This window comes from Fulvimonas yonginensis (assembly GCF_037137055.1).
Taxonomy (GTDB): Bacteria; Pseudomonadota; Gammaproteobacteria; order Xanthomonadales; family Rhodanobacteraceae; genus Frateuria_A; species Frateuria_A yonginensis.
Genome location: NZ_JBBBNY010000002.1, coordinates 188,996 through 212,549, shown reverse-complemented (window position 1 = coordinate 212,549; position 23,554 = coordinate 188,996). Strand labels below are relative to the sequence as shown.

At 71.0% G+C, this 23,554-nt stretch carries 25 protein-coding genes; 5 read left to right on the top strand and 20 right to left on the bottom strand.

The features are described from left to right. Positions 1-48: 48 nt before the first annotated feature. The 13 genes from WAT24_RS04075 to WAT24_RS04015 all read right to left on the bottom strand — a co-directional run bounded on the left by WAT24_RS04075 (position 49) and on the right by WAT24_RS04015 (position 13,303). On the bottom strand, positions 49-1,479 hold the full coding sequence (locus WAT24_RS04075) for a flagellin N-terminal helical domain-containing protein (protein ID WP_336806556.1): 1,431 nt from the start codon (positions 1,477-1,479) through the stop codon (positions 49-51). A 122-nt stretch (positions 1,480-1,601) separates the two neighbouring features. Then, positions 1,602-2,795 carry a flagellar hook-associated protein FlgL gene (flgL, locus tag WAT24_RS04070; protein ID WP_336806555.1) on the bottom strand — a complete coding sequence of 398 codons (1,194 nt, stop codon included), beginning with the start codon at positions 2,793-2,795 and terminating at the stop codon, positions 1,602-1,604. A gap of 11 nt (positions 2,796-2,806) precedes the next feature. Beyond that, positions 2,807-4,678, bottom strand: coding sequence for a flagellar hook-associated protein FlgK (gene flgK / locus WAT24_RS04065; protein ID WP_336806554.1), 1,872 nt, complete (start codon positions 4,676-4,678; stop codon positions 2,807-2,809). A gap of 123 nt (positions 4,679-4,801) precedes the next feature. Next, positions 4,802-5,896 carry a flagellar assembly peptidoglycan hydrolase FlgJ gene (gene flgJ, locus WAT24_RS04060; protein WP_336806553.1) on the bottom strand — a complete coding sequence of 365 codons (1,095 nt, stop codon included), beginning with the start codon at positions 5,894-5,896 and terminating at the stop codon, positions 4,802-4,804. A 16-nt stretch (positions 5,897-5,912) separates the two neighbouring features. After that, positions 5,913-6,980, bottom strand: a complete 1,068-nt coding sequence (locus tag WAT24_RS04055; protein WP_336806869.1) for a flagellar basal body P-ring protein FlgI — start codon at positions 6,978-6,980, stop codon at positions 5,913-5,915. 194 nt (positions 6,981-7,174) lie between these two features. After that, positions 7,175-7,852: a flagellar basal body L-ring protein FlgH gene (flgH, locus tag WAT24_RS04050; protein WP_336806552.1), complete on the bottom strand. Its 678-nt coding sequence runs from the start codon at positions 7,850-7,852 to the stop codon at positions 7,175-7,177. Positions 7,853-7,856: 4 nt separating this feature from the next. Then, positions 7,857-8,642 (bottom strand): flagellar basal-body rod protein FlgG, encoded by a 786-nt coding sequence (gene flgG / locus WAT24_RS04045; protein ID WP_336806551.1) that lies wholly within the window; start codon positions 8,640-8,642, stop codon positions 7,857-7,859. A gap of 14 nt (positions 8,643-8,656) precedes the next feature. Continuing rightward, a complete protein-coding gene (gene flgF, locus WAT24_RS04040; RefSeq protein ID WP_336806550.1) occupies positions 8,657-9,397 on the bottom strand; it encodes a flagellar basal-body rod protein FlgF in 741 nt (246 codons plus the stop codon). A 21-nt stretch (positions 9,398-9,418) separates the two neighbouring features. Next, positions 9,419-10,636: a flagellar hook protein FlgE gene (gene flgE, locus WAT24_RS04035; protein WP_336806549.1), complete on the bottom strand. Its 1,218-nt coding sequence runs from the start codon at positions 10,634-10,636 to the stop codon at positions 9,419-9,421. A 46-nt stretch (positions 10,637-10,682) separates the two neighbouring features. Further along, positions 10,683-11,333, bottom strand: coding sequence for a flagellar hook assembly protein FlgD (locus WAT24_RS04030; RefSeq protein WP_336806548.1), 651 nt, complete (start codon positions 11,331-11,333; stop codon positions 10,683-10,685). 9 nt (positions 11,334-11,342) lie between these two features. Then, on the bottom strand, positions 11,343-11,765 hold the full coding sequence (gene flgC, locus WAT24_RS04025) for a flagellar basal body rod protein FlgC (protein ID WP_336806547.1): 423 nt from the start codon (positions 11,763-11,765) through the stop codon (positions 11,343-11,345). Continuing rightward, on the bottom strand, positions 11,765-12,172 hold the full coding sequence (gene flgB, locus WAT24_RS04020; protein ID WP_336806546.1) for a flagellar basal body rod protein FlgB: 408 nt from the start codon (positions 12,170-12,172) through the stop codon (positions 11,765-11,767). The genes flgC and flgB overlap by 1 nt, the downstream gene beginning before the upstream one ends. Before the next feature lie 192 nt (positions 12,173-12,364). Next, on the bottom strand, positions 12,365-13,303 hold the full coding sequence (locus tag WAT24_RS04015) for a chemotaxis protein (protein ID WP_336806545.1): 939 nt from the start codon (positions 13,301-13,303) through the stop codon (positions 12,365-12,367). A gap of 173 nt (positions 13,304-13,476) precedes the next feature. On the opposite strand from WAT24_RS04015, the gene WAT24_RS04010 reads away from it, so the two are divergent. The 5 genes from WAT24_RS04010 to WAT24_RS03990 all read left to right on the top strand — a co-directional run bounded on the left by WAT24_RS04010 (position 13,477) and on the right by WAT24_RS03990 (position 17,710). Next, positions 13,477-14,781 (top strand): methyl-accepting chemotaxis protein, encoded by a 1,305-nt coding sequence (locus WAT24_RS04010; RefSeq protein ID WP_336806544.1) that lies wholly within the window; start codon positions 13,477-13,479, stop codon positions 14,779-14,781. Then, on the top strand, positions 14,781-15,476 hold the full coding sequence (flgA, locus tag WAT24_RS04005) for a flagellar basal body P-ring formation chaperone FlgA (protein ID WP_336806543.1): 696 nt from the start codon (positions 14,781-14,783) through the stop codon (positions 15,474-15,476). Before WAT24_RS04010 ends, flgA begins: the two co-directional genes overlap by 1 nt. A gap of 96 nt (positions 15,477-15,572) precedes the next feature. Next, entirely contained in the window at positions 15,573-15,899 is a 327-nt protein-coding gene (gene flgM / locus WAT24_RS04000; RefSeq protein ID WP_336806542.1) for a flagellar biosynthesis anti-sigma factor FlgM, read from the top strand. 11 nt (positions 15,900-15,910) lie between these two features. Next, positions 15,911-16,357 (top strand): flagella synthesis protein FlgN, encoded by a 447-nt coding sequence (locus WAT24_RS03995; protein WP_336806541.1) that lies wholly within the window; start codon positions 15,911-15,913, stop codon positions 16,355-16,357. A gap of 81 nt (positions 16,358-16,438) precedes the next feature. Continuing rightward, on the top strand, positions 16,439-17,710 hold the full coding sequence (locus tag WAT24_RS03990) for an EAL and HDOD domain-containing protein (RefSeq protein WP_336806540.1): 1,272 nt from the start codon (positions 16,439-16,441) through the stop codon (positions 17,708-17,710). Positions 17,711-17,740: 30 nt separating this feature from the next. Here the strand turns inward: WAT24_RS03990 and WAT24_RS03985 are convergent, their stop codons facing one another. From WAT24_RS03985 to rsmD, 7 genes are all read right to left on the bottom strand, one after another. Beyond that, positions 17,741-18,790 (bottom strand): TMEM43 family protein, encoded by a 1,050-nt coding sequence (locus WAT24_RS03985; protein ID WP_336806539.1) that lies wholly within the window; start codon positions 18,788-18,790, stop codon positions 17,741-17,743. Further along, positions 18,787-19,653 (bottom strand): MBL fold metallo-hydrolase, encoded by an 867-nt coding sequence (locus WAT24_RS03980; protein WP_336806538.1) that lies wholly within the window; start codon positions 19,651-19,653, stop codon positions 18,787-18,789. Before WAT24_RS03980 ends, WAT24_RS03985 begins: the two co-directional genes overlap by 4 nt. 92 nt (positions 19,654-19,745) lie before the next feature. Beyond that, positions 19,746-21,470, bottom strand: a complete 1,725-nt coding sequence (ggt, locus tag WAT24_RS03975) for a gamma-glutamyltransferase (protein ID WP_336806537.1) — start codon at positions 21,468-21,470, stop codon at positions 19,746-19,748. Further along, the gene (locus tag WAT24_RS03970) at positions 21,467-21,727 is read right to left on the bottom strand and encodes a YfhL family 4Fe-4S dicluster ferredoxin (RefSeq protein WP_336806536.1); all 261 of its coding nucleotides are present in this window, start codon (positions 21,725-21,727) and stop codon (positions 21,467-21,469) included. Before WAT24_RS03970 ends, ggt begins: the two co-directional genes overlap by 4 nt. A gap of 122 nt (positions 21,728-21,849) precedes the next feature. Next, on the bottom strand, positions 21,850-22,347 hold the full coding sequence (locus tag WAT24_RS03965; protein WP_336806535.1) for a hypothetical protein: 498 nt from the start codon (positions 22,345-22,347) through the stop codon (positions 21,850-21,852). Continuing rightward, a complete protein-coding gene (gene coaD / locus WAT24_RS03960; protein ID WP_336806534.1) occupies positions 22,340-22,879 on the bottom strand; it encodes a pantetheine-phosphate adenylyltransferase in 540 nt (179 codons plus the stop codon). The genes WAT24_RS03965 and coaD overlap by 8 nt, the downstream gene beginning before the upstream one ends. Before the next feature lie 26 nt (positions 22,880-22,905). Then, a complete protein-coding gene (gene rsmD / locus WAT24_RS03955; protein WP_336806533.1) occupies positions 22,906-23,481 on the bottom strand; it encodes a 16S rRNA (guanine(966)-N(2))-methyltransferase RsmD in 576 nt (191 codons plus the stop codon). Between the last annotated feature and the right edge of the window lie 73 nt (positions 23,482-23,554).

Genomic DNA, 23,554 nt, shown 5'->3' with positions numbered 1-23,554 from the left:
CAAGTGAAGGGCGGCCGCGTCGCCGCGGCCGCCCGGTGTTCGCCGCCGTTACTGCAGCAGCTTGAGCACGCTCTGGGTGGTGGAGTTGGCCTGCGCCAGCACCGACACGCCGGCCTGCTGCAGGATGTTCGCGCTGGACATGTTGGCCGTCTCGGCCGCGAAGTCCGCGTCCTGGATCTGGCTGCGCGAGGAGTCCAGGTTCTGCGAGATCGTCTGCAGGTTGGCGATGGTCGAGTCGAAGCGGTTCTGCACCGCGCCGAGGTCGCTGCGGATCGAGCTGATCGAGGACAGCGCCGAGTCGATGCGGTTGATCACGTCGTTGGCGCCGGCCACGGTCTTGACGTCCACGCCGCTGAGCGAGCCGGAGGCGGTGGTGGTGCCCATGGTGAAGCCCATCGTGGTGTTGCTGCCGGCCAGCACCAGGTCGTCCTGCGAGTCGATCTTCAGCTTGCCGCTGTCGTCCAGGTAGGCCGACACGCCGGAGATGCCCTTGCTGTTGATCGCGTCGACCAGCGACTTGGCGTCGGAGAAGGTACCGGTGATCGCGGTGCCGTTGATGCTGAACGCGCCGGCGCCCAGCGTCAGGTCGGACGGGGTACCGGCGACGGCGTCGGTGCCGGCCGTGTTGCTGGTGATGAAGGCCGCGTCGGTGCCGCCGACGGTGATCGCGCTGGCCGCGCCGGTCGCCGTGGTGGTGATCGTGAAGCCGTCGGCACCGCTGGCGGCCACGGTGTAGACGCCGGAGCCGGCGGCGGTATCCAACTGGGACTGCACTGCCGAGACCAGGCCGGTCTGGTCGGTGTAGTTCGCGTTCAGGTTGACGGCGTTGCCGTCGATGGTGAACGACTTGCTCGTGGTCGAGAAGTCGAAGCCGGTGCCGTTGCTGGCGGTGGCGACCGAGGAGGTGGCCGCGGCAGCACCGCTCACGAAGGCGGCGCTGACGTCGCTCGCCGCCGTGGCGATCGAGCCGATGTCCGACGCGCGGGTGCCCTTGGTCAGGTCGATCGAGATCGTCTCGCCGACGTTGGCACCCACCTGGAAGGCGGCCTGGCCGAAGGAGCCGTCGAGCACGTGGCGGCCGTTGAAGGTGGTCTGCTGCGAGATGCGGGTCACTTCCGCCAGACGCTGCTGCACTTCGGCGTCGAGCGCGGCGCGATCGCTGTCGGAGTTGGTCGCGTTGGCCGACTGCACGGCCAGCTCGCGGATGCGCTGCAGGTTGTTGGTGACCTCGTCCAGCGCCGACTCGGTGGTCTGCGCCAGCGAGATGCCGTCGTTGGCGTTGCGCACGGCCTGGTTCAGGCCGTTGATCTGCGTGGTGAAGCGGGTGGCGATGGCCAGGCCCGCGGCGTCGTCCTTGGCGCTGTTGATGCGCATGCCGGAGGACAGGCGCGCGATCGCGGTGGACAGCTTGCTCTGCGACTTCGCCAGGTTGTTCTGGGCATTCAGCGAGCTGATGTTGGTGAGAACGCTCATGACCATGGGAGTATCTCCGTATCGGGTCGTGGTGCCGTTGGTCGGCGGTGGTTGTCAGCGGGATGCCGGTAGGAACACCGCCGCCTCAGGACACTTTTTCGACCCCAGGCACGAAAGCTTGAGCGCTGTCAACGCAAATAATCGAAAAGGGACATCGTCTGCAGTTTGCTGTAGGTCTGCTGGGCCGCCTGCAGGGCGGAACTCTGCAGGCTCAGGCGGCTGACCGCGTCGTAGTAGTCCAGGTCCTGCACGTTGGAGAGCGCGGTCTTGTACTGCAGGGTCAGGTCGTCGTTCAGCGAGCCCTGCTGGTCCAGCGCATTCATGCGCGCGCCGACCGCCGCCCGCGCGCGGGTGAGCGAACCGACCGCCTGGTCCAGGTTGGCGAGCTGGCCGTTGAGCGCGTTCTGCATGTCCGCGCCGCCGCCGTCGGGCTGGCGCAGCGTGGCGATGATCCCGTCCAGCGTGTCGAACACGCTCTGCTTCGGGGACGGCACGACGGCGAAGCGGTCGCCCGCGGCCGGCGCGCCGGAAAAGGCGACCTGCACACCGCGGAAGGCGACCGTGCCGCCCTTCTCCGTGTCATAGCTGCCGCCGCCGACGAGCGTGCCGTTGCCGTCGCGTACCTCGTAGGCATCCGCCGCGGTGAAGGTGATCTGGTAGCTGCCGCCATCCCATGCGCCGGTGTCGGTCACGCTGGTCGCGCCGGCCACCGCGCTGCCCGCGTTGGCGGCGGCCGCGCTCACCGCGAAGCTGCCGTTGCCGGTGGGGATGTCCATGAACACGGCGCTGCCGGGGTCGCCGGTGGCCACCTGCAGTCCGGGCCCCGCCGCCACCATGCGCTGGCCCGCGTCGCCGAGATAGCTCACGCCACCGGCCTGCGACACGAACGGCTGCGTGCCGGTGCGGTTGCCGGCGAAGATGTAGTCGCCCTGGGCATCCCGGCTGTTCGCCATGCCTAGCAGCTGGCCGCGCAACTGGACGATTTCCGCCGCGATGTCGCTGCGCGATTCGTCCGTCTGCGATGCGTTCATGCCCTGCAGCAGCAGGGTGCGCACGCGCCCGAGCACGTCGCCGGCCGAGCCGAGGATCTGGTCCTCCAGCCCCAGCCGCGCGTTGGCCGAGGCGATGTTGCGCTGGTACTGCGTGGCGTCTGCATCCAGGTGGGTCAGCTCCAGCGCGCGCGCCGCACCGACCGGATCGTCGGACGGCTGGTTGATGCGCTTGCCGGTGCCCATCTGGGTCTGGATGTCCGACAGGTCGGCCTGCCGGTCCATCATCGTGTTGACCGACTGCTGCTGCATCCAGCTGGTGGAAACTCTCATCGCCGCGGCCCTCAGCCCTTGAACGCGCCGAGCAGCGCGTTGAACACGGTGTTGGCGGCGCTGATCACCTGCGCCGACGCCTGGTATGCCTGCTGGAAGCGCACCAGGTTGGCCGCCTCTTCGTCGATGTTGACGCCGGCGACGCTCTGCTGCGCCGTCATCGCCTGGTTGAACACCGCGGTCTGGGTCTTGGCGTCGTCGTCGGCCAGCGCGCCCGCCGTGCCGACCTGCCCCACCAGTTGGCCGTAGGCGCGGCCGACGCTGGTGGCGCCGCCGTCGAGCACGCCAAGTTCGGCGACCGCGCCGAGCTTGAGCGCATTGGCGTTGTCGCCGCGCGCGTCGGCGTTGGCCTGCACGGTGAAGCCGTCGCCGGCGGCAGGCGCGCCGTCCAGGGTCAGGCTCCAGCCGTTGTGCACGATCGGGGTGCCGGGCGTGAAGGTCTGCGCCGGGCCGCCGTCGATGCTGTAGCTGGTGGTCGACGAGAACACGATGGAGGAGGCGGTGAACAGGTCGGGGTCGCCGCCGTCGGCCACGGTCAGCGCCCCGACGCCGGCGGTGCCGGTGTTGCCGCCGGCGGCGCTACCGGTCAGCGGGGCCGCCGCGGCGATGCGGCTCGGGTCGGTGATGGCCACGCCGATGCCGCTGGCGGCATTGCGGGTCGGCTGGATGCGGAAGCTGTCGCCCGCGGCGGCCGCACCGCCGGCCACCACGAAGCTCAGGCCGCCGGCGATGAAGGGGTCGGCGGCGGTGCCGCTGCCGCCCATCGGCACCGCGGCGCCGCTGGTGTCGCGCAGGCTCCAGGCGCTGCCGTCGTAGGCGAGCAGGTAGTCCTGGTCGCCCAGGGCGCCGACGTCGACGACGCCGGCGGACACCGTGGCGCTGCCGGTATTGGCGCTGGACGCCTGCACCGCCGGGCCGGCGACGGCGAAGAAATCCCCGCCGAGCCGGCCGTTCAGGTCCACGCCCTGCGCGTGCTGCGCGTTGAACGCGTCGGCCAGCGCCAGCGCGGCGCGGCCGAGCTGGTTCTGCGCCGGATCGAGCACGTTGCTGCGGAAGTCCAGCAGCGCGCCCAGCGTGCCGCCGCCGATGCGACCGCTCAGCACGGTGCCGTCGTCCTTGCCGATCACTTCCAGGCGGGTGGCGTCGTAGGCGTTCTGCGCCGTGGCCAGCGGGTGCGACTGGGTGCCGGTGACCAGCGCCTGGCCGTTGCCGACGAACACGCTGAGCGTGCCGTCGTTCTGCGCCACCACGCTGATGCCCACCTCGCCCGCCAGCTTCTTGATCAGCGCGTCGCGCTGGTCGAGCAGATCGGAAGGCTGGGCCCCGGTCGAGCCGCGGATGCGCTCGTTGAGCTTGGCGATCGCCGCGCTGTCGCTGTTGATCGAGTCGACCGTGTCGGTGAGCTGGCGCTGCACCTGCCCGCCTAGGCTGTCGAACTGGCCGGACAGCGCACGGAAGGTGCTGGCGAGCGCGCCGGCGCGAGCCAGCAGCACGCCGCGCGCGGAGGCGTCGCCCGGCGCGTTGGCGACGTCCTGCACGGCACCGAAGAAGGTGTCCAGCGAGCTTTGCAGGTTGCTGCTGCCGGAGAGCTGGTTGTTGAGCTGGTCGGTCAGCGCCTGGTAGGCGTTGGCGCGCCCCTGCGCGGACGCGGCCGACCACAGCGCCGCGCTGAGATGCTGGCTGTACGCACGCTGCACCGCGACGGTGTCCACGCCGGTGCCGACGTAGTAGCGCCCCTGCGGCTGCGGTGCCCGCGCGGCGAAGCTCACCTGCTGGCGACTGTAGCCGTCGGTATTGACGTTGGACACGTTGTGCCCGGTGGTACTCAGGCCCAGTTGCGCAGCAAGCAGGCCGGAGACGCCGGTGGAAAGCAGGTCAGCCATGGGGGTTCCTCGAACGCTGGGCGCGACCGGCCCGTTCGCCATCGGCCTTGCCGGGCGGGAGGGTTCCGGAACGGGGCGGGGTCGGGGCGTGCGTCATCCCCGGTGTGACGGCCGCACGACGGATCACTTGAGTGCTCCTTCGCCGAGCGCCGCCAGCGCCTCACGCATCTGCGGGCTGTCGGCGATGGCGGTGAGCTTGGCGGCATAGCCGGGGTCGGTGGCGTAGCCGCCACGGCTCAGCGCATGGGCGAAGCCGGCCACGTTCTCGCCCTGCCCTAGGGCGCGCGCGTAGCGCGGGTTGTCGGCGAGCAGGCGGGCGTAGTCGGCGAATGCCTCGGCCGGACTGCCGTAGGCGCGGAACGTGTCGCGCCGGCGCACCGCCACGCCGTCCTCGTACTCCAGCGTGGGCACGCTGACCTTGTCGCCGTCCCAGCTCTGCCCCGCCTTGATGCCGAACAGGTTGAAGCTGCTCGAGCCGTCGTGCCGCTGCGGCAGATGCCTGCCCCAGCCGGTTTCCAGCGCGGCCTGCGCCAGCAGCGCGCGCACCGAAACGCCCAGCTTCGCCGCCGCGGCCTGGGCATGCGGCGCCATCGCGCGCACGAAGCCGACCGGGTCGCCGGGGATGAACCTGCTGGCCACGCTCGCGGCCCCTTGCGCCAGCTCGCCCAGCGTGTCGCGCCAGCCTTTCGCCGCGGCGGCGTCGGCGGTGCGCGGCAGCTGGCCGTCGCTCGCCCCGCCCTCGCTCTGGCCGAGCTGCAGCAAGGCACGCGTGCCGGCCTGCGCACTGGCGGCCAGCGGCCCGAACAGCCCGGCCGCGGCGCCCGGCAGCGCACCGGCTGCGACGCCGGCGAGCACCGCCTTGTCGCCGGTGGCCGACGGGGCCTCGGTGCCAGCCGGCTTGCCGCCGAGCTGGCGTACCAGCAGGCGCGCGATCCCCAGGCCGTTGTTGCCCTGCGACAGCGACAGCGAGAGCTGCTGGTCGAACAGGTCGCGGTAGGCCTTGCCCTGTTCGCTGTCGCCCATGGCGTCGTCGCCCAGGCTGGCGTTCGCCTCGCGCATCGACTTGAGCATCATCTGGGTAAAGATCGCCTCGAACTGGCGGGCGACCTTGGGCAGGGCCGCCTTGCCGTCGTCCTGCGCCTGCGCGCGCAGCTGGGCGAAACCGGTGAGGTCGGTCCAGGTATCGAGCGCGGGCAGGTTGGCGTTGGCGGGCGTCATGTTTCCGTCGCGGCGGTCAGATCACCACCAGGTCTGCATGAAGCGCGCCAGCCTGCTTCAGCGCCTGCAGGATCGAGATCAGGTCGCTGGGCGAAGCGCCGACCTGGTTCACCGCGCGCACGATGGCGTCCAGGCTCACGCCGGGGCCGAACTTGAACATGTGCGCGCCGCCCTCGCTGATCTGCACGTCGGAACTGGGCACCACGGCGGTCTGGCCACGCGAGAACGGTTGCGGCTGGCTGACCAGCGGCTGCTCGCTGATGGTCACCTGGATCGCGCCGTGCGCCACGGCGGCGGCGCCGACCTTCACGTCCGAGCCGATCACCACGGTGCCGGTGCGCGAGTTGACCACCACGCGCGCGGGCGCGTCGCCCGGGGTGACGTCGAGGTTCTGGATCATGCCCAGCCAGGCCACCTTCTGCGCCGGGTCCTGCGGACCGCGCACGCTCACCGTGCCGCCGTCGACCGGCTGCGCCGTGCCCTGCCCGTAGGCCGCGTTGATCGCCTGCGCGATGCGCGCGGCGGTGGTGAAGTCGGGCGTGTTGAGGTTGAGCATCAGGTCGCCGCCGCTGGCGAACGAGGAGGGCACGCTGCGCTCGACCGAGGCGCCGTTGGGGATGCGCCCGCTGGCGGAGATGTTCACCTGCACGCTGGAGCCGCTCTTGCCCTGCGCGCTGACGCCGCCCACCACGACGCTGCCCTGGGCGATGGCGTAGACATTGCCGTCGGCGCCGCGCAGCGGCGACATCAGCAGCTCGCCGCCGCGCAGGCTCTTGGCGTTGCCGATCGAGGCGACGGTGACGTCGATGGTCTGGCCGGGCTTGGCGAAGGGCGGCAGCTCGGCGGTGATGGTCACCGCCGCGGCGTTCTTCAGCTGCGGGCGCGCGTTCGGCGGCACGGTGATGCCGAACTGCTGGAGCATGTTCTCCAGGCTCTGCGTGGTGAACGGCGCCTGGGTGGTCTGGTCGCCGGACCCATCCAGGCCCACCACCAGGCCGTAGCCGATCAGCTGGTTGGAACGCACGCCACCGACCGAGGCCAGGTCGCGGATCTTGTCGGCGTGTACCGGCATGCAGGCGAGCATCGCCACCAGCACGGCCACCACGTGCACGCCGAAACTGCGCCAGCGTTGCAGCGCGCGCCGCAGCATCGCGCGGCGCGTCTCCTCGACCCGCCGGTGGTCGTAGGGCTCGGCGGCACCGGCATCGGCCGCCGCTGGCGGCGGCGCCTCCGGGAGCTCGTCCGACGGCTCGGGGGACACGGGAGGCTGCGGCTTCATCAGAACGGCATCCACTTGGAATTGAAGAAGCGCGACAGCCAGCCGCGCGTGTTGGCGTCGGCCAGCGTGCCGCGGCCGGTGTAGCTGATCCGCGCATCGGCCACCCGGGTGGAAGGCACGGTGTTGTCCGGGCCGATGTCCTGCGGGCGCACGATGCCGGCGATGCGCACCAGCTCCTGGCCCTGGTTGATGGTCAGCCACTTCTCGCCGCGCACGATCAGGTTGCCGTTGGACAGCCGCTGCGCGACCGTCACGGTGATCTGGCCGGTGAGCTGGTTCGACTGGCTGGACGAGCCGTTGCCGTCGAACGTGCGCTCGCCGTCGAGGCCCGCGCTGAGCGGATTGCCGTTGATCGTGAGCCCCTTGCCCAGGATCGTCGGCGCGGCCAGGTCGGCCTTGTCCTTCTTGCTGGTGCTGGTGCTGGCCTTCTTGCTGGCCTGGGTGCTCTCCACCAGCACGATGGTGAGGATGTCGCCGGCACGGTGCGCGCGCGGATCGGCGAACAGCTCCATGCCCTGCGCTTCGTGGTAGATCGCGCCGTCGGCCGGCGCCGCGGCGACGTCCGGCTGCGCCGGCAGGGTCGGCGCCCAATCGGCGTCGTCGCGGCTGGGCTGCACGGCGCAGCCGGCCAGCGCGAGCAACGCGGCGGCGGCGAAAAGGCGGAAAGCGGCGTGCATGGGATCAGGTCTTGTTGGTGAGGAATTGCAGCATCTGGTCGGCCGCCGAGATCGCCTTCGAATTCATCTCGTAGGTCCGCTGCGTCTCGATCATGTCGACCATCTGCTCGACCACGTTGACGTTGGAGGACTCCAGCGCGCCCTGCGCCAGCGTGCCCAGGCCGTTCAGGCCCGGCTGGCCGATCTGCGGCGAGCCGCTGGAGGCGGTCTCCAGGTACAGGTTGTCGCCGTTGGGCTGCAGCCCGGCCGGGTTGATGAAATCGGCCAGCTGCACGGTGCCCACCTGCTGCGGCGCGGCCTGGCCCGGCAGCGTGATGCTGACGGTGCCGTCGCTGCCGATGGTGATCGACTGCGCGTTGGCGGGAATGGTGATCGCCGGGTCGATGGCATACCCGTTGGCGGTGACGATCTGGCCGTTCTGGTCCATGTGCAGCGAGCCATCGCGGGTGTAGGCGATGGTGCCGTCGGGCATGGTCACCTGCAGGAAGCCGCGGCCCTGGATGGCCAGATCCAGCGAGTTGCCGGTCTGCTCGATGTTGCCCTGGGTGAACAGCTTCTCGTTGCCGACCACGCGCACGCCGGTGCCCAGCATCAGGCCCGACGGCGCGCTGGTCTGCTCGGTGGTCTGCCCGCCGGGCTGGCGCAGGTTCTGATAGACCAGATCCTGGAACGAGGCGCGCGAGCTCTTGAAGCCGGTGGTGTTGGCGTTGGCGAGGTTGTGCGAGACCACGTCCATGCGCGTCTGCTGCGCATCGAGGCCGGTCTTGGCGACCCACAGGGAAGAGAACATGGGTTACTCCGATATCAGGTGAGTTGGAGCAGCCGGGTGGCCGCCTGCGCGTTGTCGTCGGCGTTCTTGATCGCCTTGACCTGCAGTTCGTACTGGCGCGAGAGCTCGATCATCTGCACCAGGGTCTGCGAGGGACTGACGTTGCTGGACTCCAGCACGCCGGATTTGAGCCCGACCGCGGCATCGGCCGGCGTGGTGCCGCCACCGGCCAGGTGCATCAGGCCGTCGCTGCCCAGCGCGAGCTGGTTGGCCGGCGGGTTGACCAGCTTGATGCGGCCCACCGAGGCGATGGTTTCCGGGCCCTGCCCGGTCGGCACCACCGAGACGGTGCCGTCGTTGCCGATGCTGACCTGGGTCGCCGGCGGCAGGCTGATCGGGCCGCCGTCGCCGAGCACCAGGTTGCCGCGCGCGTCGGTGAGCAGGCCGTCGGGCGTCAGCTGCAGGTTGCCGGCGCGCGTGTAGGCCTCGCTGCCGTCGGCGGCCTGTACCGCGATCCAGCCCTCGCCCTGCACCGCGACGTCGAGCTCGCGGCCGGTCTGGATTTCGCTTCCCGCGGCCAGGTTCACACCCTCGCCCTGCGCCACGCCGTTGATCCGCGTGGGCAGGCCCGGGCCCTGCACCGGCAGCGCCTGGAAGGCCGACATCTGCGCCTTGAAGCCGACCGTGTCGGCGTTGGCCAGGTTGTGCGCCACTTCGGTCTGCGCCCGCATCATCTGCGTGGCGCCGGTCATGGCGACGTAGAGCGAACGATCCATGCGATGCCTCGGCCGTCAGCGTCAGTTGCGGATGTTGATGATGGTCTGGGTCAGCTTGTCGTCGGTCGAGATCACCTGCGCGTTCGCCTGGTAGTTGCGCTGCGCCTTGATCATGTTGACCAGCTGCGCGGTGAGGTCGGCCGTGTTCGACGCCTCCAGCGCGCCCGACTGCACGCCGCCGAAGGTGCCCTGTCCCGCCGCGCCCATGACCGGAGCGCCGGAGTCGAAGGACGCCGCCCAGTTGGTGTTGTCCAGCTGGCGCAGGCCCTGCAGGTTGCTGAAGTTGGCCAGCGCGAGCTGGCCCAGCGGCGTGGACTGGCCGTTGGAGTACTTGGCCTGCACCACGCCTTCGCTCGACACGTCGATGCTCGAGAGCGTGCCGCTGGGGTAGCCGTCCTGGTTGATCGCGCTCAGCGCATAGCTGTTGCCGAACTGGGTTGCCTTGTTGAGGTCGATCGACAGCGTCAGCGGGTCGGCGCCCGGGCTCACCGACAACGCCGGGAAGTTGAGCTTGCCGCCGGCCGGCGAGGCCAGCGCACCGCTGCTGGTGAAGGAAAGCGCCTGCGGCGCGCCGGCGGCCACGCCGTCGACGTAGAGGTAGGCGCTCCACGTGTTGGGCGCCGCGCCCTTGACGAAGTAGACGGTGCCGTTGTGGCTGGCGCCGAGCGAGTCGTAGGCGGTGAACGGGGTGGCCTGGTTGTAGCTCAGCGCATCGGTGGGGCTGAAGGCACTGGTCGGCGCCGTGGCGTCGGAAGGCAGGTTGAGCGACATCTCCACGTTCGAGGTGGCCTTGGCCGAGCTCTGCGCATTGGTCATCTGCAGGTCGGTCAGCGTGCTGGTGTCGAAGCCGTTGCCGGCCGGCGGGAACACCTGCAGGTGCTGGCCGGCAGCGTTGACCACGTAGCCGTTGTTGTCCTGGTGGAAGGCGCCGGCGCGGGTGTAGGAGTAGCCCTTGCCGTCGCGCAGGGTGAAGAAGCCGTCGCCGCTGATCGCGAAGTCCAGGCTGTTGCCGGTGTTCTCCACGTTGCCCGCGGCGAACTGCTGTGCGACGTCGGCCAGCCGCACGCCGCTGCCGATGGCGGTCGCCGACAGGTTGCGTCCGGCCGAGTTGTACAGCTCTGCGAACTCGGCGCGCGAACCCTTGAAGCCGGTGGTGCCGGTGTTGGCGATGTTGTTGGCGGTGACCTCCAGGTCCTTGGAGGCCGCGTTCAGGCCGCTCAGCGCGATATTGAAAGCCATCGGTGTTCCCCCGTACGGGTGTGCTGTCCGTTGATTGATTGGAACTTCAGTTGACGCGCGCGACCTGGCTCAGCAGCACGCCGCCGAAACCGTCCACGTCCAGGTAGGCGCCGTCGACGCCGGTCATGCCCACGCCGGTGACCTTGCCGCTGACGTACGTGGCCACCGCGGCGGTGCCCACCTGCGCATCCAGCCGGTAGACGCCCGGCGGCATGGGCTCGCCGTTGTCGCCCACGCCGTCCCAGTGGAAGTCGGCCAGGCCGGAAAGCTGCGTGCCCAGATCGAGGGTGCGCACCACGTTGCCGGCGCTGTCGGAGATCCGCACCAGCGTGCGACCGCCGCCGTCGGGCACGTTCACCGCGCCGTCCAGCGCGCCGCCCTGCAGGCGGCCGGCCGCGGAGGGCACGGTCACGTTGTGGCCGACCATGCCGCTGGCCTGCAGCAGCTGGTTCCCCTGCATCGACTGCGCCAGCGCGTCGAACGAGGCCTGCAGGTTCTGCGTGGCCGAGACCTGGTTGATCTGCGCCAGCTGGCTGACCATCTGCGAGGAATCCATCGGCTGGGTCGGATCCTGGTTGCGCATCTGCTGGATCAGCAGGCTCAGGAAGTCGGCCTGGCTCAGCGTCTTGTTGTCGTTCTGCGCGGCCTTGGCGGCGGTACCGGCGGCGCTGCTCGAATTGACGGCGATGTCGCTCACGGCGGCTCCTTACTTGCCCAGGTCCAGCGTCTTCTGCATCAGCTGGCGCGCGGTAGTCATCACTTCGACGTTGTTCTGGTAGGAGCGCGAGGCCGAGATCATGTTGACCAGCTCGTCCACCGGATTGACGTTGCTCTGGTAGACGTAGCCGTTCGCGTCGGCCAGCGGATTGCCAGGCTCGTAGCGGCTGGTGACGGCGGCCGGACTCTCGGTGACGCCGAGCACTCTGACCCCTTCGCTGCCGGCTTCGGCGCCCTTGCCGTCGAGCCCGGCGCGCACCGCGGCGAACAGCGGCTCCTTGGCGCGGTAGGCGGCCTCGGGCGTGCTCGCCACGCTGTCGGCGTTGGCCAGGTTGCTGGCGACGGTGTTCAGGCGCACCGACTGCGCGGCCATGCCCGAACCGGCGACATTGAAGATGTTGAACAGCGACATCAGCCCTGGCCTCCGGTGATGGCAGTGCGCAGCATGCGGATCTGCGCGGTGATGAAGGCGAGGCTCGCCTGGTAGTGCACGCTGTTGGCAGCGAACGCGGCCTGCTCGACCTGCGCGTCGACCGTGTTGCCGTCCATGCTCGGCTGCGTGGGCACGCGATAGGCCAGCGTGTCGTTCGCCTGCTGCACCGGGTCGATCTGGCCCGGGGTGGGCGCGGCCAGCGGCAGGCTGCCGTCACCGGCGCCGCCGGCGGCGGCCGCCAGCGCCTTGCGGAAGTCGATGTCGCGGGCGAGGTAGCCCGGGGTGTCGGCGTTGGCCAGGTTGCTGGCCAGCACCTCGGTGCGGCGCTGCCACAGCGCCAGCGCGCCGGTGTGCATGCCGAACAGGTTGTCGATGGGTTGGCTCATCGCTTGCCTCCGCGCGGTCGATACGTCCGCACGGGGGTCGAGGCAAGTTGTGTGCCATGGGGGCGCGAAGCCTTGCCGCAGTTGGGCTGGCGCGGGAGTGCCCGGCGTCGCCGGGCGGCGGACGAGGCTCCGGAGTCGGTTTTCCGACGCGCGCCCCGGCGTGCGCTCCCGGCCTGTGGAAGGCGGGGTGCTCTACCCGGCCTCGTCCGGCTCCTCGTCCGGCAGCAGGTCGATCACCGCCTGGGCGAGCAGGTCCGGCTGGAACTTGGCGATGAAACGGTCGGCGTTGACCTCGCGCACCATCGCCTCGTTGAACAGCCCGCTCAGCGAGCTGTGCAGCACCACCTTGAGCCGGCGCAGCGCAGGCGTCTCGCGGATCGCGCGGGTCAGCGCGTAGCCGTCCAGGCGGGGCATCTCGATGTCGGAGACGACCAGGTTGACGCCTTCCTCCGGCGATTTGGCGGCCAGTTCGTGCAGGCGCTCCAACGCCTCGCGGCCGTCCTGCGCCAGCACGCATTCGATGTTGAGCTGCTGGAACAGGCTCACCAGCCGGCGGCGCGCGACCACCGAGTCATCCGCCACCAGCACGCGGCGGGGGCGCATCGGATGCGCCCCGGCCAGGCGCTGCATCTGCGCCGAGAGCTCGCCCGGTGCGGCGTCGATGCTGGCCAGCACGTGCTCGACGTCCACCACCGCGACCAGCGTGCCGTTGATCCGCGTCACGGCGTTCACCCGCGGCCCGAACCCCAGCGCCGCGCTGGGCGCCACCAGCGACTCGCCCTCGCAGTGCACCATGTGCTGCAGGTCGGAGACCAGGAAACCCTGCACCGTGCGGCTGAATTCGGTGACCATCAGGTGCGCCGAAGGCTCCTCGCGCAGCGGCGGGTAGCCCAACGCCGCCGCCAGGTCGATCACGGCGATGGTCTGCCCGCGGTAATCGCAGCTGCCGGCGATCAGCTCATGCGCGCCTGGCATGCGCTCCAGGGGCGGGCGGCGCAGCACCTCGCGCACCTTGAACACGTTGATGCCGAACAGCTGCGGCTCGCCCAGGCGGAACAGCAGCATCGCCACGCGATTGTGTCCCGCCAGGCGGGTCTGGCGTTCGACGTTTTCCAGCAGCGCGCCGGCCATGCCTTTCTCCTCGGGAACGGCGGACCGCGAGGTCCGTCCCCGCATATCGGCCTGCCCGGCGCCGTCTTGAGCCCGCCGCCCGGGGCGCAACTGGCATATCGATTGCTTGTTCAAGTTTCGGCGTGTCTCGACGATCTCCTGTCCAATCATCCTTTTTAGGGAACCGTTCATCCATGAGCCTGATCCGTAGCCAGTCCCTGACCGCGCTGGTCCAGGCGGCCACCGCTGGCGACGCGGCCCGCCTCGAACAGCTCTCGCGGCGTCACCCCGCCGCCGCCCGCGCGCTGGCCCCGCTGCTGGCGCGCCTGGACAACCGCCAGCCGGCCGCCATGGCCCTGCAGACACTGGAACAGCAAGGCCTGGTGCTGGCCGCCGCGCAGATGCTCGGCCGCGAGCAGTCGGCGCTGGACAAGGCGACCCAGGAGAGCCGCGAGGGCGTCGGCCGCTTGACGGAGTCCAGCGCCGGAATCTCGACGGCCCTGCAGCAGATCGCCGGCGCGCTGGCGCAGGTGGAGGAGGCGCGCCAGTCCGGCAGCGCCGGCGTCAGCGAACTGGACGGCCAGCTGCGCCTGCTGCGCAGCGCGCTGTCGGCGATGAACCGCAACCAGGCGCGCCTGGCCGAGCAGGTCGAGCAGATCCGCAAGCTCACCGGCGTGGTGCAGGAGATCGCCCACCAGACCAATCTCGTGGCCCTGAACGCGGCGATCGAGGCGGCGCGCGCGGGCGAGGCCGGCCGAGGCTTCGCGGTGGTCGCCGACGAGGTCAAGCAACTGGCCGAGAAGACCACCCAGGCGACCACCGAGATCGAGACGGTAACCGGGTCGATCGGCGAGTTTTCCCAGCAGCTCGACGGCGACGTGCAGCAGGGCATGCAGCGGCTGGAGCAGGCGCAGGCCGGCGTCGGCCAGGCCAACGGTGCGCTGCGCCGCGCCAGTGAGGCGCTGGCGGGCGCCAGCGAGCGCACCGCCCAGCTGCGCCAGGGCCAGGACGTGCAGCAGGCCCGCGCGTCCGCGGTGCAGGCGGCTCTGGGGGCGCTGCAACGGCGCAGCACCGAGGCACGCCGGCAGAGCGAGGCGCTCAGCCGCGCCGCCCTGTTGGCGCATCGGCTGGCGCTGGGCTGGCTGGAACACGAGGCCGGCAACGACCCGGCCAGCCTGAGCCTGACCGTGCGCGAATCGGCGCAGGGCATCCGCCAGGCGATGGAACTGGCGCTGCTGGAGCCCGGCGCGCTGGATCGTCGCTGGTTCGATACCGGCGCGCTCGACCGCACCGTGCGCCGGCTCGCCGCGCAGCATGCCGAGCATCCGGCCGCCGCCCGGCTGAGCGAGGCGGGCGCACGCCTGTCCGAACACGGCAACGCCTTCGTCGGCATGCTCTGCAACGGCCAGCTCGACCAGGCCCAGCAACTGAGCCAGCGCCTGGAAACCGAGCGCGAGGCGCTGGTCGCCCAGCTCGCCGCATTGCTGGCGGACGCCTGATGGGCCTGGCGCGCCGCGGCCTGCTGCTCGCGCTGCTCGGCCTGGCCGGCCCGGCCGTGGCCGCGCCGCTGTCGGAGGCGGACGTGCGCGCGCAGGCCGAGCGCTTCGTGCAACGGCACTTCGCCGCGCCCGGCAGCCGGGTGGAGGTCAAGTCCGAACCGCTCGACCCGCGCCTGCGCATCGCCGACTGCCCGGCACCGCTGGTCGCCAGCCTTCCGGGCGGCGACCGCATGGCCCCCCGGATCAGCGTGCTGGTGCGCTGTCCCGCCGGCGAGAGCTGGACGCTGCGCGTGCCGGTGGAATTGCAGGTCTGGCGGCAGGTACTGGTGGCCAGCCGGCCGCTGATCCGCGGCGACGGCATCGCGGCGGCCGACGTGCACGCGGAGGAGCGTGACGTCACGCGGCTGCCGTACGGCTATGTCGAGAGCATGGACCAGGTCGCCGCACGCAGCCTGTCGCGGGCGCTCGCCGCCGGCAGCGTGCTGACCCCGGGCGCCCTGGGTGGCCGGCGGATGGTGCGCGCCGGCGACCACGTGCAGGTGGTCGCCGAACTGGACGGCATCGCCGTGCGGGCGGAAGGCATCGCCCTCGGCAGCGGCGACAGCGGCGCCCGGCTGCGCGTGCGCAACGGCAGCTCCGGCCGCGTGGTCGATGCCGTCGTGCGGGCGCCCGGCGTGGTGGTGGCGCTGCCCTAGGGCGGGGGCGGCAACGGAAAGACGCGGAACCGACTAAAGTTTTCTCGGACCCGGCCGATTTCCCGGGGAACGGGGCCTAACCGACGAGAAGCACCGATGAATACGACCATTTCCAACAACGGCTTGCCGCTTCTGCCGCAAGCGCCCGGCAGCCCGGCCAGCGGCCCGGCGGCCGGCAGCGGGAGCGTGGCCGGCGATGCCGCCGCCAGCGTGCCGGGCAGCGACGACCGCGTCCGCCTGACCGATTCGGCGCGCGCGCTGCAGGAAGCGGCGAAGGTCGACGACCAGGCCGCGGTCGACACCCGGCGCGTGGAGCAGATCCGCAAGTCGATCGCCGATGGCAGCTACCAGGTCAATCCCGCCGCCATCGCCGACAAGATGCTTGCGCTCGACGCGCAGATCGCCGGCGCCGGCAAGGCCTGAGCGCAGCGCGCATGAGCAGGCTGCAGCACGAGCTCGAGTCCGCACTGGACGCCGTGATGACGGACCTCCACGGGGCCGTCACCGCGCTGGGTGAGGCGCTGGCCGCCGAGCGCGAGGCGCTGGTGAACGCCGATGCCGCGGCGCTGGACCGCGCCGGCGCGCGCAAGCAGGCCCTGATGCAGCAGCTCGAACAGCTCGACGCCGAACGGCTGCAACTGGTCAAGCTCGAGCCGGCCGCCGCGGTGCGCGTCGAGCCGCGCTGGAACCAGGTGCTCGATCTGCTGCGCCGCTGCCACGAACTGAACCAGCGCAACGGCAGCCTGGTCAGCCAGCGGCTGGCCCAGGTACGCCAGGCGCTGGCGGTGCTCACCGGCCAGGGCGGCGATGCCAAGGCCGTGTACGGACCCGGCGGCGAGCTGCACACCGCCCTGCGCTCGCACCACCTCGCGTCGGCCTGACAAAGACAGCTTTACGGACACCGGGCCGCACGGCCGGTGGCGATCCACCCCAGGCGGGCCCTCCCGCGAGTAGATCAAGCCATGAGCGACATCGCCGTTTCCGCCCAGCCCCGCGCCGACCTCGCCGTCAACCGGGAGACGCCACTGCCGGTGGTGCGGGTGCCGATGCTGGACCAGAAACGCGAGTTGTTCGCCTACGAGATCGTCTTCCAGCGCCATGCCGGCGACGAGGCCGCGCTGATGCAGCGGGTGCTCTCGACCCTCGCCGACGGCGCGCTGACCCGGCTGGTGCGCGGCAACCGCACCTTCCTCACCCTCTCGCGTGAACTGCTGCTGGACCAGACCGACGTGCTGCTGCACCAGCCGCGCTTCGGCGTACTGCTGCATCCGGGGATGGCCGAGGACGCGGCGCTGATGGAACGCCTGCGCCGGATGTCCCAGCGCGGCTGCCTGCTGATGCTCGATGCCGGCGCGCAGGACCTGCACGGCAGCGCCGCGGCCGAGGCGCTGCTGCAGATCGTGCAGTTCGTGCGGCTCGACGCCAAGGCGCTGGCACCGGAACAGTTGCGCGAACGCGCGCAGTCCCTGCACGAGCGCGGCATCTGGGTGGTCGCCGGCCAGGTCGACGACCATGCCACCTACCAGCGCTGCCTGGAGCTGCCGCTGCAGGCCATCCAGGGCCGCTACCTGCTGATTCCCGACCAGGTCGAGGTGCCGGTGCTGTCGGCCAACCGCCTGTCGATGCTGCGCCTGATGCGCGAGCTGCAGGAGAACAACCCGGGGCCGGTGGAACTGGGCGACATCATCCGCAACGACGCGATCCTCTCGTACAAGCTCCTCAGCTGCGTGAACTCGGCGTACTTCGCCCTGCCCAAGCAGCTCAAGTCGGTGCAGCAGGCGGCGATCTTCTTCGGCGTTACCCGCATGCGCAACTGGATCTACACCATGGCGCTGGGCGGCATGGACGACAGCCCGCCGGAGCTGCTGCGCACCGCGCTGATCCGTGCGCACATGTGCGAACAGCTGGCCGGCAGCATGCCGCGCGCGCAGAAGGAGATGGCCTTCACCGTGGGCCTGTTCTCCCTGCTGGACACGCTGATGTGCGCGCCGATGGAATTCGTGCTGGCGCAGTTGCCGCTGGTGCCGGAGATCCGCGAGGCGCTGGTCGACGGACGTGGTCCGTTCGCGCCGCTGCTGGAACAGATCCGCGCGTGGGAGGCCGGCGAGCTCAGCGGCCACGCGCAGCCGCAGCAGATCCAGCGCATGGCGGCGATCTACCTGGAAGCGACCCAGTGGGCGGACCAGGTGTTCGCCTTCGCCGACAGCAAGGCCCCGGCCCAGGCTCCCGCATAGAGGGGCGCCGGGCACCGCCCGGCTCGCGCTTCAGGCCTTGGCCCGCCGCCCCATCCGGCGGTACAGCAGGACCACCACCAGCGCACTGGCCGTGCTCACCGCAAGCCATTGCAGCACCGGCCGCCACTCGCCCCCGAGCCAGGAAGCGAACGAGACCGCTGCCACGGCGGTGGTACCGATCGCCATCGCCAGCAGCACGTCGCCCATGCGCCGGCGCCGTTCCCACAGCAGCAGCATGGCGCCCAGTGCCGCCAGCAGGATCGCGCCGGCGCGGCGCGCGGAGGTGAACTCCGGGGGCTCGGGCACGTCCGGCAGCAGGTCGCCGAGCGAGCGCACGCCGACCTGGATCTGGTAGCCCATGCCGTCGTCGGTCCCGCTGGCACGCACCAGGCGGTCGCCGTCGGGCCGGGCCAGGATGGTCACCGGCTGCAGTGGCACCGCCTCCCAGCTCACCCGCACGTCGCCCAGCCGCGGCGACTCGGGATGGGCGCTGGTGGTGAGGTAGTCGCCGTCGACGCTGAAGCTCGCCGCGAGGTTGGGCGGCAGATGCGCCGGATCGGGCGGCACCGGCTCGCTGCCCGGCAGCGCGTGCAGCAGTACCGGGTCCAGCGCGTAGCCGGCTAGCCGCACCAGCCCCGCGTCGAACCGGCGCCCGTGCAGCGGGAAGGCCGGCGGGTTGGCGTGGCCGCGCGGCTGCTCGAAGCGGCTGGAATCCTGCGGCTGCCCCGACCAGTCCAGTTCGTAGTGCACGTCCCCGCCCACGCGTACCTCGCGCCACTGGAACATCTCCACATGGCGGATCAACGCGGGCGTGGCCACGGTCAGGTTGAAGTCCGCGTCCTGCGGTGGTCGCACCACCTCCGGCGTGCCGGAGACCAGCACCATGCTGCCGTGCAGCCCGGAACCGGGGTTCCCCGCATGCACCTGCACCACGTCTCCACCGTGGCGCGCCGCGGCCTGGTGGTGCAGCAGCAGGCCGCGCTCGGTGATCGCCGCCAGGCCCAGGCCGGCGATCAGCAGCACGGCACCGATGCCGCGCAGCAGCAGGGCCCGCGTCCCGATGCTCAGGTGGCTCCTCACCCGGCAGCCCCGGCGACGCGCTCGCCGCGCAGGCTCGCCTGCTCGTTGCGGGTGCCGTAACGGCCGCGCTCGTCCCGCGTGAGCTCCGCCAGCGCGCAGGCGTGGTCGTGGGTGAAGAACAGCCGCACGCCGCGGGCGAGCTTGTCCTCCAGGAACGCGCGCTTCTCGTCGATCAGCAGCTCCGGCGCGCGGTCGTAGCCCATGGTGATGGGCAGGTGCACCCACGGCCGGCCGGGGATCAGGTCGGCACAGAACACCACGCCGCCGACCTCGGACAGCATCAGGCCCGGCGTGTGCCCGCTGGAGAAATGGAAGCGGACGGACCGGCCCAGCGCCTTCGAATACCCGCCCTCCACCAGCTCCAGCCGGCCGCTGGCCTCGAGCAGGCCGGCGAGCTCGGGGATGAACGAGGCACGGTCGCGCGGGTGCGGCGCCTGCGCGCGGCGCCAGTGCTCGGCGCCGACCAGGAAAACGGCGTTGGGGAACAGCAGGCGCGGCGGCTCGCCTTCGGCCCACGGCGCGAGCAGGCCGCCGGCGTGGTCGAAATGCAGGTGCGAGAGCACCACCGCGTCGATGTCCTCGTGCGAGAGGCCGGCCCCGGCCAGCGATTCCAGCAGCACGTGGCGGTCTTCCACCACGCCGTAGCGCTCGCGCAGCTTGGGCTCGAAGAAGGCGCCGATGCCGGTCTCGAACAGCACGTTGCGCCCGTCCAGGTCCTTCACCAGCAGGCAGCGGCAGGCCAGCGGAATGCGGTTTTCCGCGTCCGGCTCGATCCAGCGGGCCCACATCGCCCGGGGGGCGTTGCCGAACATCGCCCCGCCGTCCAGCTTCTGCGTGTTGCCCTCAAGGGACCACAACTGCATGTTCCATCGCCCCTGTCGCAGGATGCCTCCGGGGAATTCTACGCAGGGGCACCGACCCTGTCTGCCCGCCGCAGGGCGGGCGCCGGAACGCCCTACTGCACCTTGCCCAGGCCCGACGGCCGGCGCGGATCGCTGGCTGCCTGCAGCGTGTTGCTGCGATGGTCCCAGGTGACCACGTTCATGAAGCCCCAGGGGTCGCGCGGGTGCAGCGTGTAGCCCATGCGCTCGAGCTCGCGCGCGGTGGCCGGGTCGAACACGCCCTGCTCCACGTCCACCCGGTCGGGCATGAACTGATGGTGGAAGCGCTTCTGCGCCACGATGGCGCCGGCGTCCTTGCCGTCGATGAAGGCGAGGATGCCCTCCAGCACCTGGGTGATGATGGTCGAGCCGCCGGGCGAGCCGATCACCGCGGTGCGGTCGGGGCCGATCACCAGGCTGGGCGACATCGAGGAGAGCATGCGCTTGCCGGGCGCCGGCGCGTTCGCCTTGCTGCCGAGCAGGCCGTACACGTTGGGCTTGTTCGGCACCAGCGCGAAGTCGTCCATCTCGTCGTTGAGCAGGATGCCGGTGCCGGCGGCGACGAAGGTGGAACCGAGCGTGTAGTTCACCGTCGAGGTGACGGCGATCATGTTGCCGTCCCTGTCGATGATGGAGAAATGGGTGGTGTGCGGGCCCGGGTCGCGCGCCGCGCTGGAAGGCAGCATCGAGGACGGCGTGGCCCGGTCGGGCAGGATGCTCTGGCGCAGGCCGTCGGCGTAGTAAGGCGACAGCAGCATGTCCAGCGGCATCTTCACGAAGTCCGGGTCGCCCAGGTAGTCGTTGTGGTCGCGGAAGGCGCGGCGCATCGCCTCGATCACGTAGTGGACGCGATGGGCGCGGTCGAGCTTGTCCAGCTGCACGCCGCGCAGGATGTTGAGGATCTCCGCGATCGCCACGCCGCCGGAGGACGGCGGCGGCGCGGTGACGATGCGGTAGCCGCGGTAGTCGACGCTGATCGGCGCGCGCTCCTTCACCTGGTAGGCGGCCAGGTCCGCCTCGCTCCAGTTGCCGCCTGCGGCGCGCACGGCGGCCACCAGCTTGCTCGCCACCTCGCCCTTGTAGAAGCCGTCGCGCCCCTTGGCGGCCAGCATCTCCAGCGTGCGCGCCTGGTCCGGGTCGCGCCACACCCTGCCTTTGGCCGGCGGCCTGCCGTCGACGAGGTACTTGGCGGCCGAGGCCGGCCAACGCTTGAGGTCCTCGGCGCGCTCGGCGATGGCGTTGCGCAGGCGACTGTCCGGCTCGAAGCCGTCGCGCGCGATGCGGATCGCCGGCGCCAGCGACTGCGCCAGCGGCAGGCGGCCGTAATGCCCGGCCAGCCACGCGAGGCCCGCGGGCTCGCCCGGGATGCCGGCCGAGAGCGGGCCGTTGAGCGCGGTGTCGCGGTTGGGCGTGCCATCGGGGTTGAGGTAGTCCTTCGGGTTCACGGCCGCGGGCGCGGTCTCGCGCGCGTCGATGAACACCTCGCGACCGTCGTCGGCACGGCGCAGGACCGCCATGAAGCCGCCGCCCAGGCCGGAGCTTTCCGGTTCCACCACCGACAGCGTCGAGGCCACCGCGACGGCCGCGTCGAAGGCGTTGCCGCCCTTGGCCAGCACCTCCAGTCCGGCGTTGGTCGCCAGGAAGTTGGCGCTGGCGATGGCCGCGTGCCCCGGCTTCTGCACCGCCGCGGGGGTGGACGGAGCATGCGCGCCCTGCGCCGGCGGATCCGTTGCGTAGGCGGCGCTGCTGGTCAGCAGCAGGCTCAGCAACAGGACGCGCCAACGCAGGGGAAAACTCATGCCGTGGTCTCCTTCGCCATCAACTGGCGGTACTTGAGTTCGAGCTGCTCGCGCGTCTCCGCGTGCGCAGGGTCGGGGATGATGCATTCGACCGGGCACACCAGCATGCACTGCGGCTCCTCGTGGTGGCCGACGCATTCGGTGCACAGGGCGGGGTCGATCACGTAGTACTCCTCGCCCATCGCGATCGCCTTGTTCGGGCAGGCAGGTTCGCAGACGTCACAGTTGACGCAGGTGTCGAGGATGGTGAGGGACATGCGGTCAATGGTAGCGCGGAGCGGGCGGCATCGCCCTGCCCTCTTTCCCGCGGGCCGCAGAAAGCAGAACGCCCACGACGCCACCGGGGCATCGCGGGCGTCCCGGGTGCGGCTGCGCGCGCTTACATCGCCACGAAGCGCACGGTCGCGCCGGTCGGCTGCAACGCGGCGAGCACGCGGTCCTTGTCCGCCTGGTCGCCGATGAACAGCACGATCACATCCTTGAAGGACCCGGGCTTGGCGCCCTGGAAGGCGGCGATCACGAAGTCGGCGGTCTTGGCCGAGCTCGGGCCGGCAAAGGCCAGCAGGTTGCCCGGCAGCACGCCGCGAGCCACGGTGTCCTGCACGTTCTGCAGCTGGCGATCGTACTTGGCCTTGGAGTCCTCGTCGTCGCCGGCCGGCACCAGGTAGGCGAACGGACGGTCGGCGGTCATGCCCTGCATGTTGTTCTGCACGATCTGGCCGAGGTAGGCGTTCCAGGCCTGGGTGTCGTTGGGGTTGGTCGGCTTGGGCGCAGCGGCCTGCTGAGTGGTCTGCTGGCCCTCGTCCTGCTTGTTGCAGGCGGAAAGCGCCAGGGTGCCGGCCAGGGCCAGGGTCGCGGCCATCAGGAACTTACGCATAGTTGTCACCCTCTGTTTTGGATTTGGTTGCACGCCAGCGCTGCCGCATGGCCTGTTGGACCGCCGGGTGCACGAAGCCGGAGATGTCGCCGCCGAGGCGGCCGATCTCGCGCACCAGCGAGGAGGAAATGAAGCTGTACTGCTCCGCCGGGGTCAGGAACAGCGTCTCCGCCTGCGGGATCAGGTGGCGGTTCATGCTCGCCAGCTGGAACTCGTATTCGAAGTCGGACACCGCCCGCAAGCCGCGGATGATCACCCCGGCGCCCATCTCGCTGACCAGGTTGGCCAGCAGGCAGTCGAAGCCGCGCACCTCCACGTTGGGCAGGTCGGCCAGTGCGAGCCGCGCCAGCGTGATGCGTTCGTCGAGGCTGAAACCCGGTCCCTTGCCCTTGTTCGGGCTCTCGGCCACCGCCACCACCACGCGCTCGAACAGCGGCGCGGCGCGGGCGACCAGGTCGGCGTGGCCGTTGGTGATCGGATCGAAGGTGCCCGGGTAGATCGCCAGGCGCTTGTTGACCGGAGTGGAATTCACGGCAGGGCTGCGACGCAAAGTTGCCGCTAGCTTAATGGAAGCTCCGATGTGCGGCGATAGAGCGCATGGCGCACCTCCCCGGCCCGCCCTTCGCGGTGCAGGCGCCAGTTCGGCGGCAAGGCGGGCTCGAGGTCGCGCGGCGACTCCACGTAGATCCATGTCGCCGGTGCCAGCCAGCCGCCCGTTTCCAGCCCGCGCGCCAGCGGCGTCCACAACCCCGCGGCGAACGGCGGATCGAGGAACACCAGCCCGAACGGCGACGGCGGCATGGCCAGGTGGGCCAGCGCGTCGGCGAGCACGACCTCGCCGCCGGCCACCTTGAGCCGCGCCAGGTTGGCGCGCAAGGCCTGCGCCGCGCCGGGGTCGCGCTCGACGAAGCGCACCCGGGAAGCGCCGCGCGAGAGCGCCTCGATGCCCAGCGCGCCGGTGCCGGCGCACAGGTCCAGCGCGTGCGCGCCGGCGATCACCGGCGCCAGCCAGTTGAACAGCGTCTCGCGCACGCGCTCCGGCGTCGGCCGCAGGCCCGGCAGCTCGGGCACCTCCAGCCGCGAATTGCGCAGGCTGCCGCCGATGATGCGGATGCGACCGGGCGTCGCCTTCACCTGCGGCGCTCCCGGTGCGGGCCGCCACCGTTGGCGGAACCTGCACGGATCGCGCACGCGATGCCGCCCGGGC

What these genes read in the sequence shown, in the direction of transcription:
- flgB (WP_336806546.1), bottom strand. Translation starts at nt 12,172, where the DNA reads ATGAGCCAACCCATCGACAACCTGTTCGGCATGCACACCGGCGCGCTG.
- flgE (WP_336806549.1), bottom strand. Translation starts at nt 10,636, where the DNA reads ATGGCTTTCAATATCGCGCTGAGCGGCCTGAACGCGGCCTCCAAGGAC.
- WAT24_RS04075 (WP_336806556.1), bottom strand. Translation starts at nt 1,479, where the DNA reads ATGGTCATGAGCGTTCTCACCAACATCAGCTCGCTGAATGCCCAGAAC.
- flgA (WP_336806543.1), top strand. Translation starts at nt 14,781, where the DNA reads ATGGGCCTGGCGCGCCGCGGCCTGCTGCTCGCGCTGCTCGGCCTGGCC.
- WAT24_RS04055 (WP_336806869.1), bottom strand. Translation starts at nt 6,980, where the DNA reads ATGCTCGCCTGCATGCCGGTACACGCCGACAAGATCCGCGACCTGGCC.
- flgF (WP_336806550.1), bottom strand. Translation starts at nt 9,397, where the DNA reads ATGGATCGTTCGCTCTACGTCGCCATGACCGGCGCCACGCAGATGATG.
- WAT24_RS03995 (WP_336806541.1), top strand. Translation starts at nt 15,911, where the DNA reads ATGAGCAGGCTGCAGCACGAGCTCGAGTCCGCACTGGACGCCGTGATG.
- flgK (WP_336806554.1), bottom strand. Translation starts at nt 4,678, where the DNA reads ATGGCTGACCTGCTTTCCACCGGCGTCTCCGGCCTGCTTGCTGCGCAA.
- flgM (WP_336806542.1), top strand. Translation starts at nt 15,573, where the DNA reads ATGAATACGACCATTTCCAACAACGGCTTGCCGCTTCTGCCGCAAGCG.
- flgH (WP_336806552.1), bottom strand. Translation starts at nt 7,852, where the DNA reads ATGCACGCCGCTTTCCGCCTTTTCGCCGCCGCCGCGTTGCTCGCGCTG.
- WAT24_RS03970 (WP_336806536.1), bottom strand. Translation starts at nt 21,727, where the DNA reads ATGTCCCTCACCATCCTCGACACCTGCGTCAACTGTGACGTCTGCGAA.
- flgL (WP_336806555.1), bottom strand. Translation starts at nt 2,795, where the DNA reads ATGAGAGTTTCCACCAGCTGGATGCAGCAGCAGTCGGTCAACACGATG.
- WAT24_RS03980 (WP_336806538.1), bottom strand. Translation starts at nt 19,653, where the DNA reads ATGCAGTTGTGGTCCCTTGAGGGCAACACGCAGAAGCTGGACGGCGGG.
- ggt (WP_336806537.1), bottom strand. Translation starts at nt 21,470, where the DNA reads ATGAGTTTTCCCCTGCGTTGGCGCGTCCTGTTGCTGAGCCTGCTGCTG.
- WAT24_RS04015 (WP_336806545.1), bottom strand. Translation starts at nt 13,303, where the DNA reads ATGGCCGGCGCGCTGCTGGAAAACGTCGAACGCCAGACCCGCCTGGCG.
- WAT24_RS03965 (WP_336806535.1), bottom strand. Translation starts at nt 22,347, where the DNA reads ATGCGTAAGTTCCTGATGGCCGCGACCCTGGCCCTGGCCGGCACCCTG.
- flgC (WP_336806547.1), bottom strand. Translation starts at nt 11,765, where the DNA reads ATGTCGCTGTTCAACATCTTCAATGTCGCCGGTTCGGGCATGGCCGCG.
- flgG (WP_336806551.1), bottom strand. Translation starts at nt 8,642, where the DNA reads ATGTTCTCTTCCCTGTGGGTCGCCAAGACCGGCCTCGATGCGCAGCAG.
- flgJ (WP_336806553.1), bottom strand. Translation starts at nt 5,896, where the DNA reads ATGACGCCCGCCAACGCCAACCTGCCCGCGCTCGATACCTGGACCGAC.
- WAT24_RS03990 (WP_336806540.1), top strand. Translation starts at nt 16,439, where the DNA reads ATGAGCGACATCGCCGTTTCCGCCCAGCCCCGCGCCGACCTCGCCGTC.
- WAT24_RS04010 (WP_336806544.1), top strand. Translation starts at nt 13,477, where the DNA reads ATGAGCCTGATCCGTAGCCAGTCCCTGACCGCGCTGGTCCAGGCGGCC.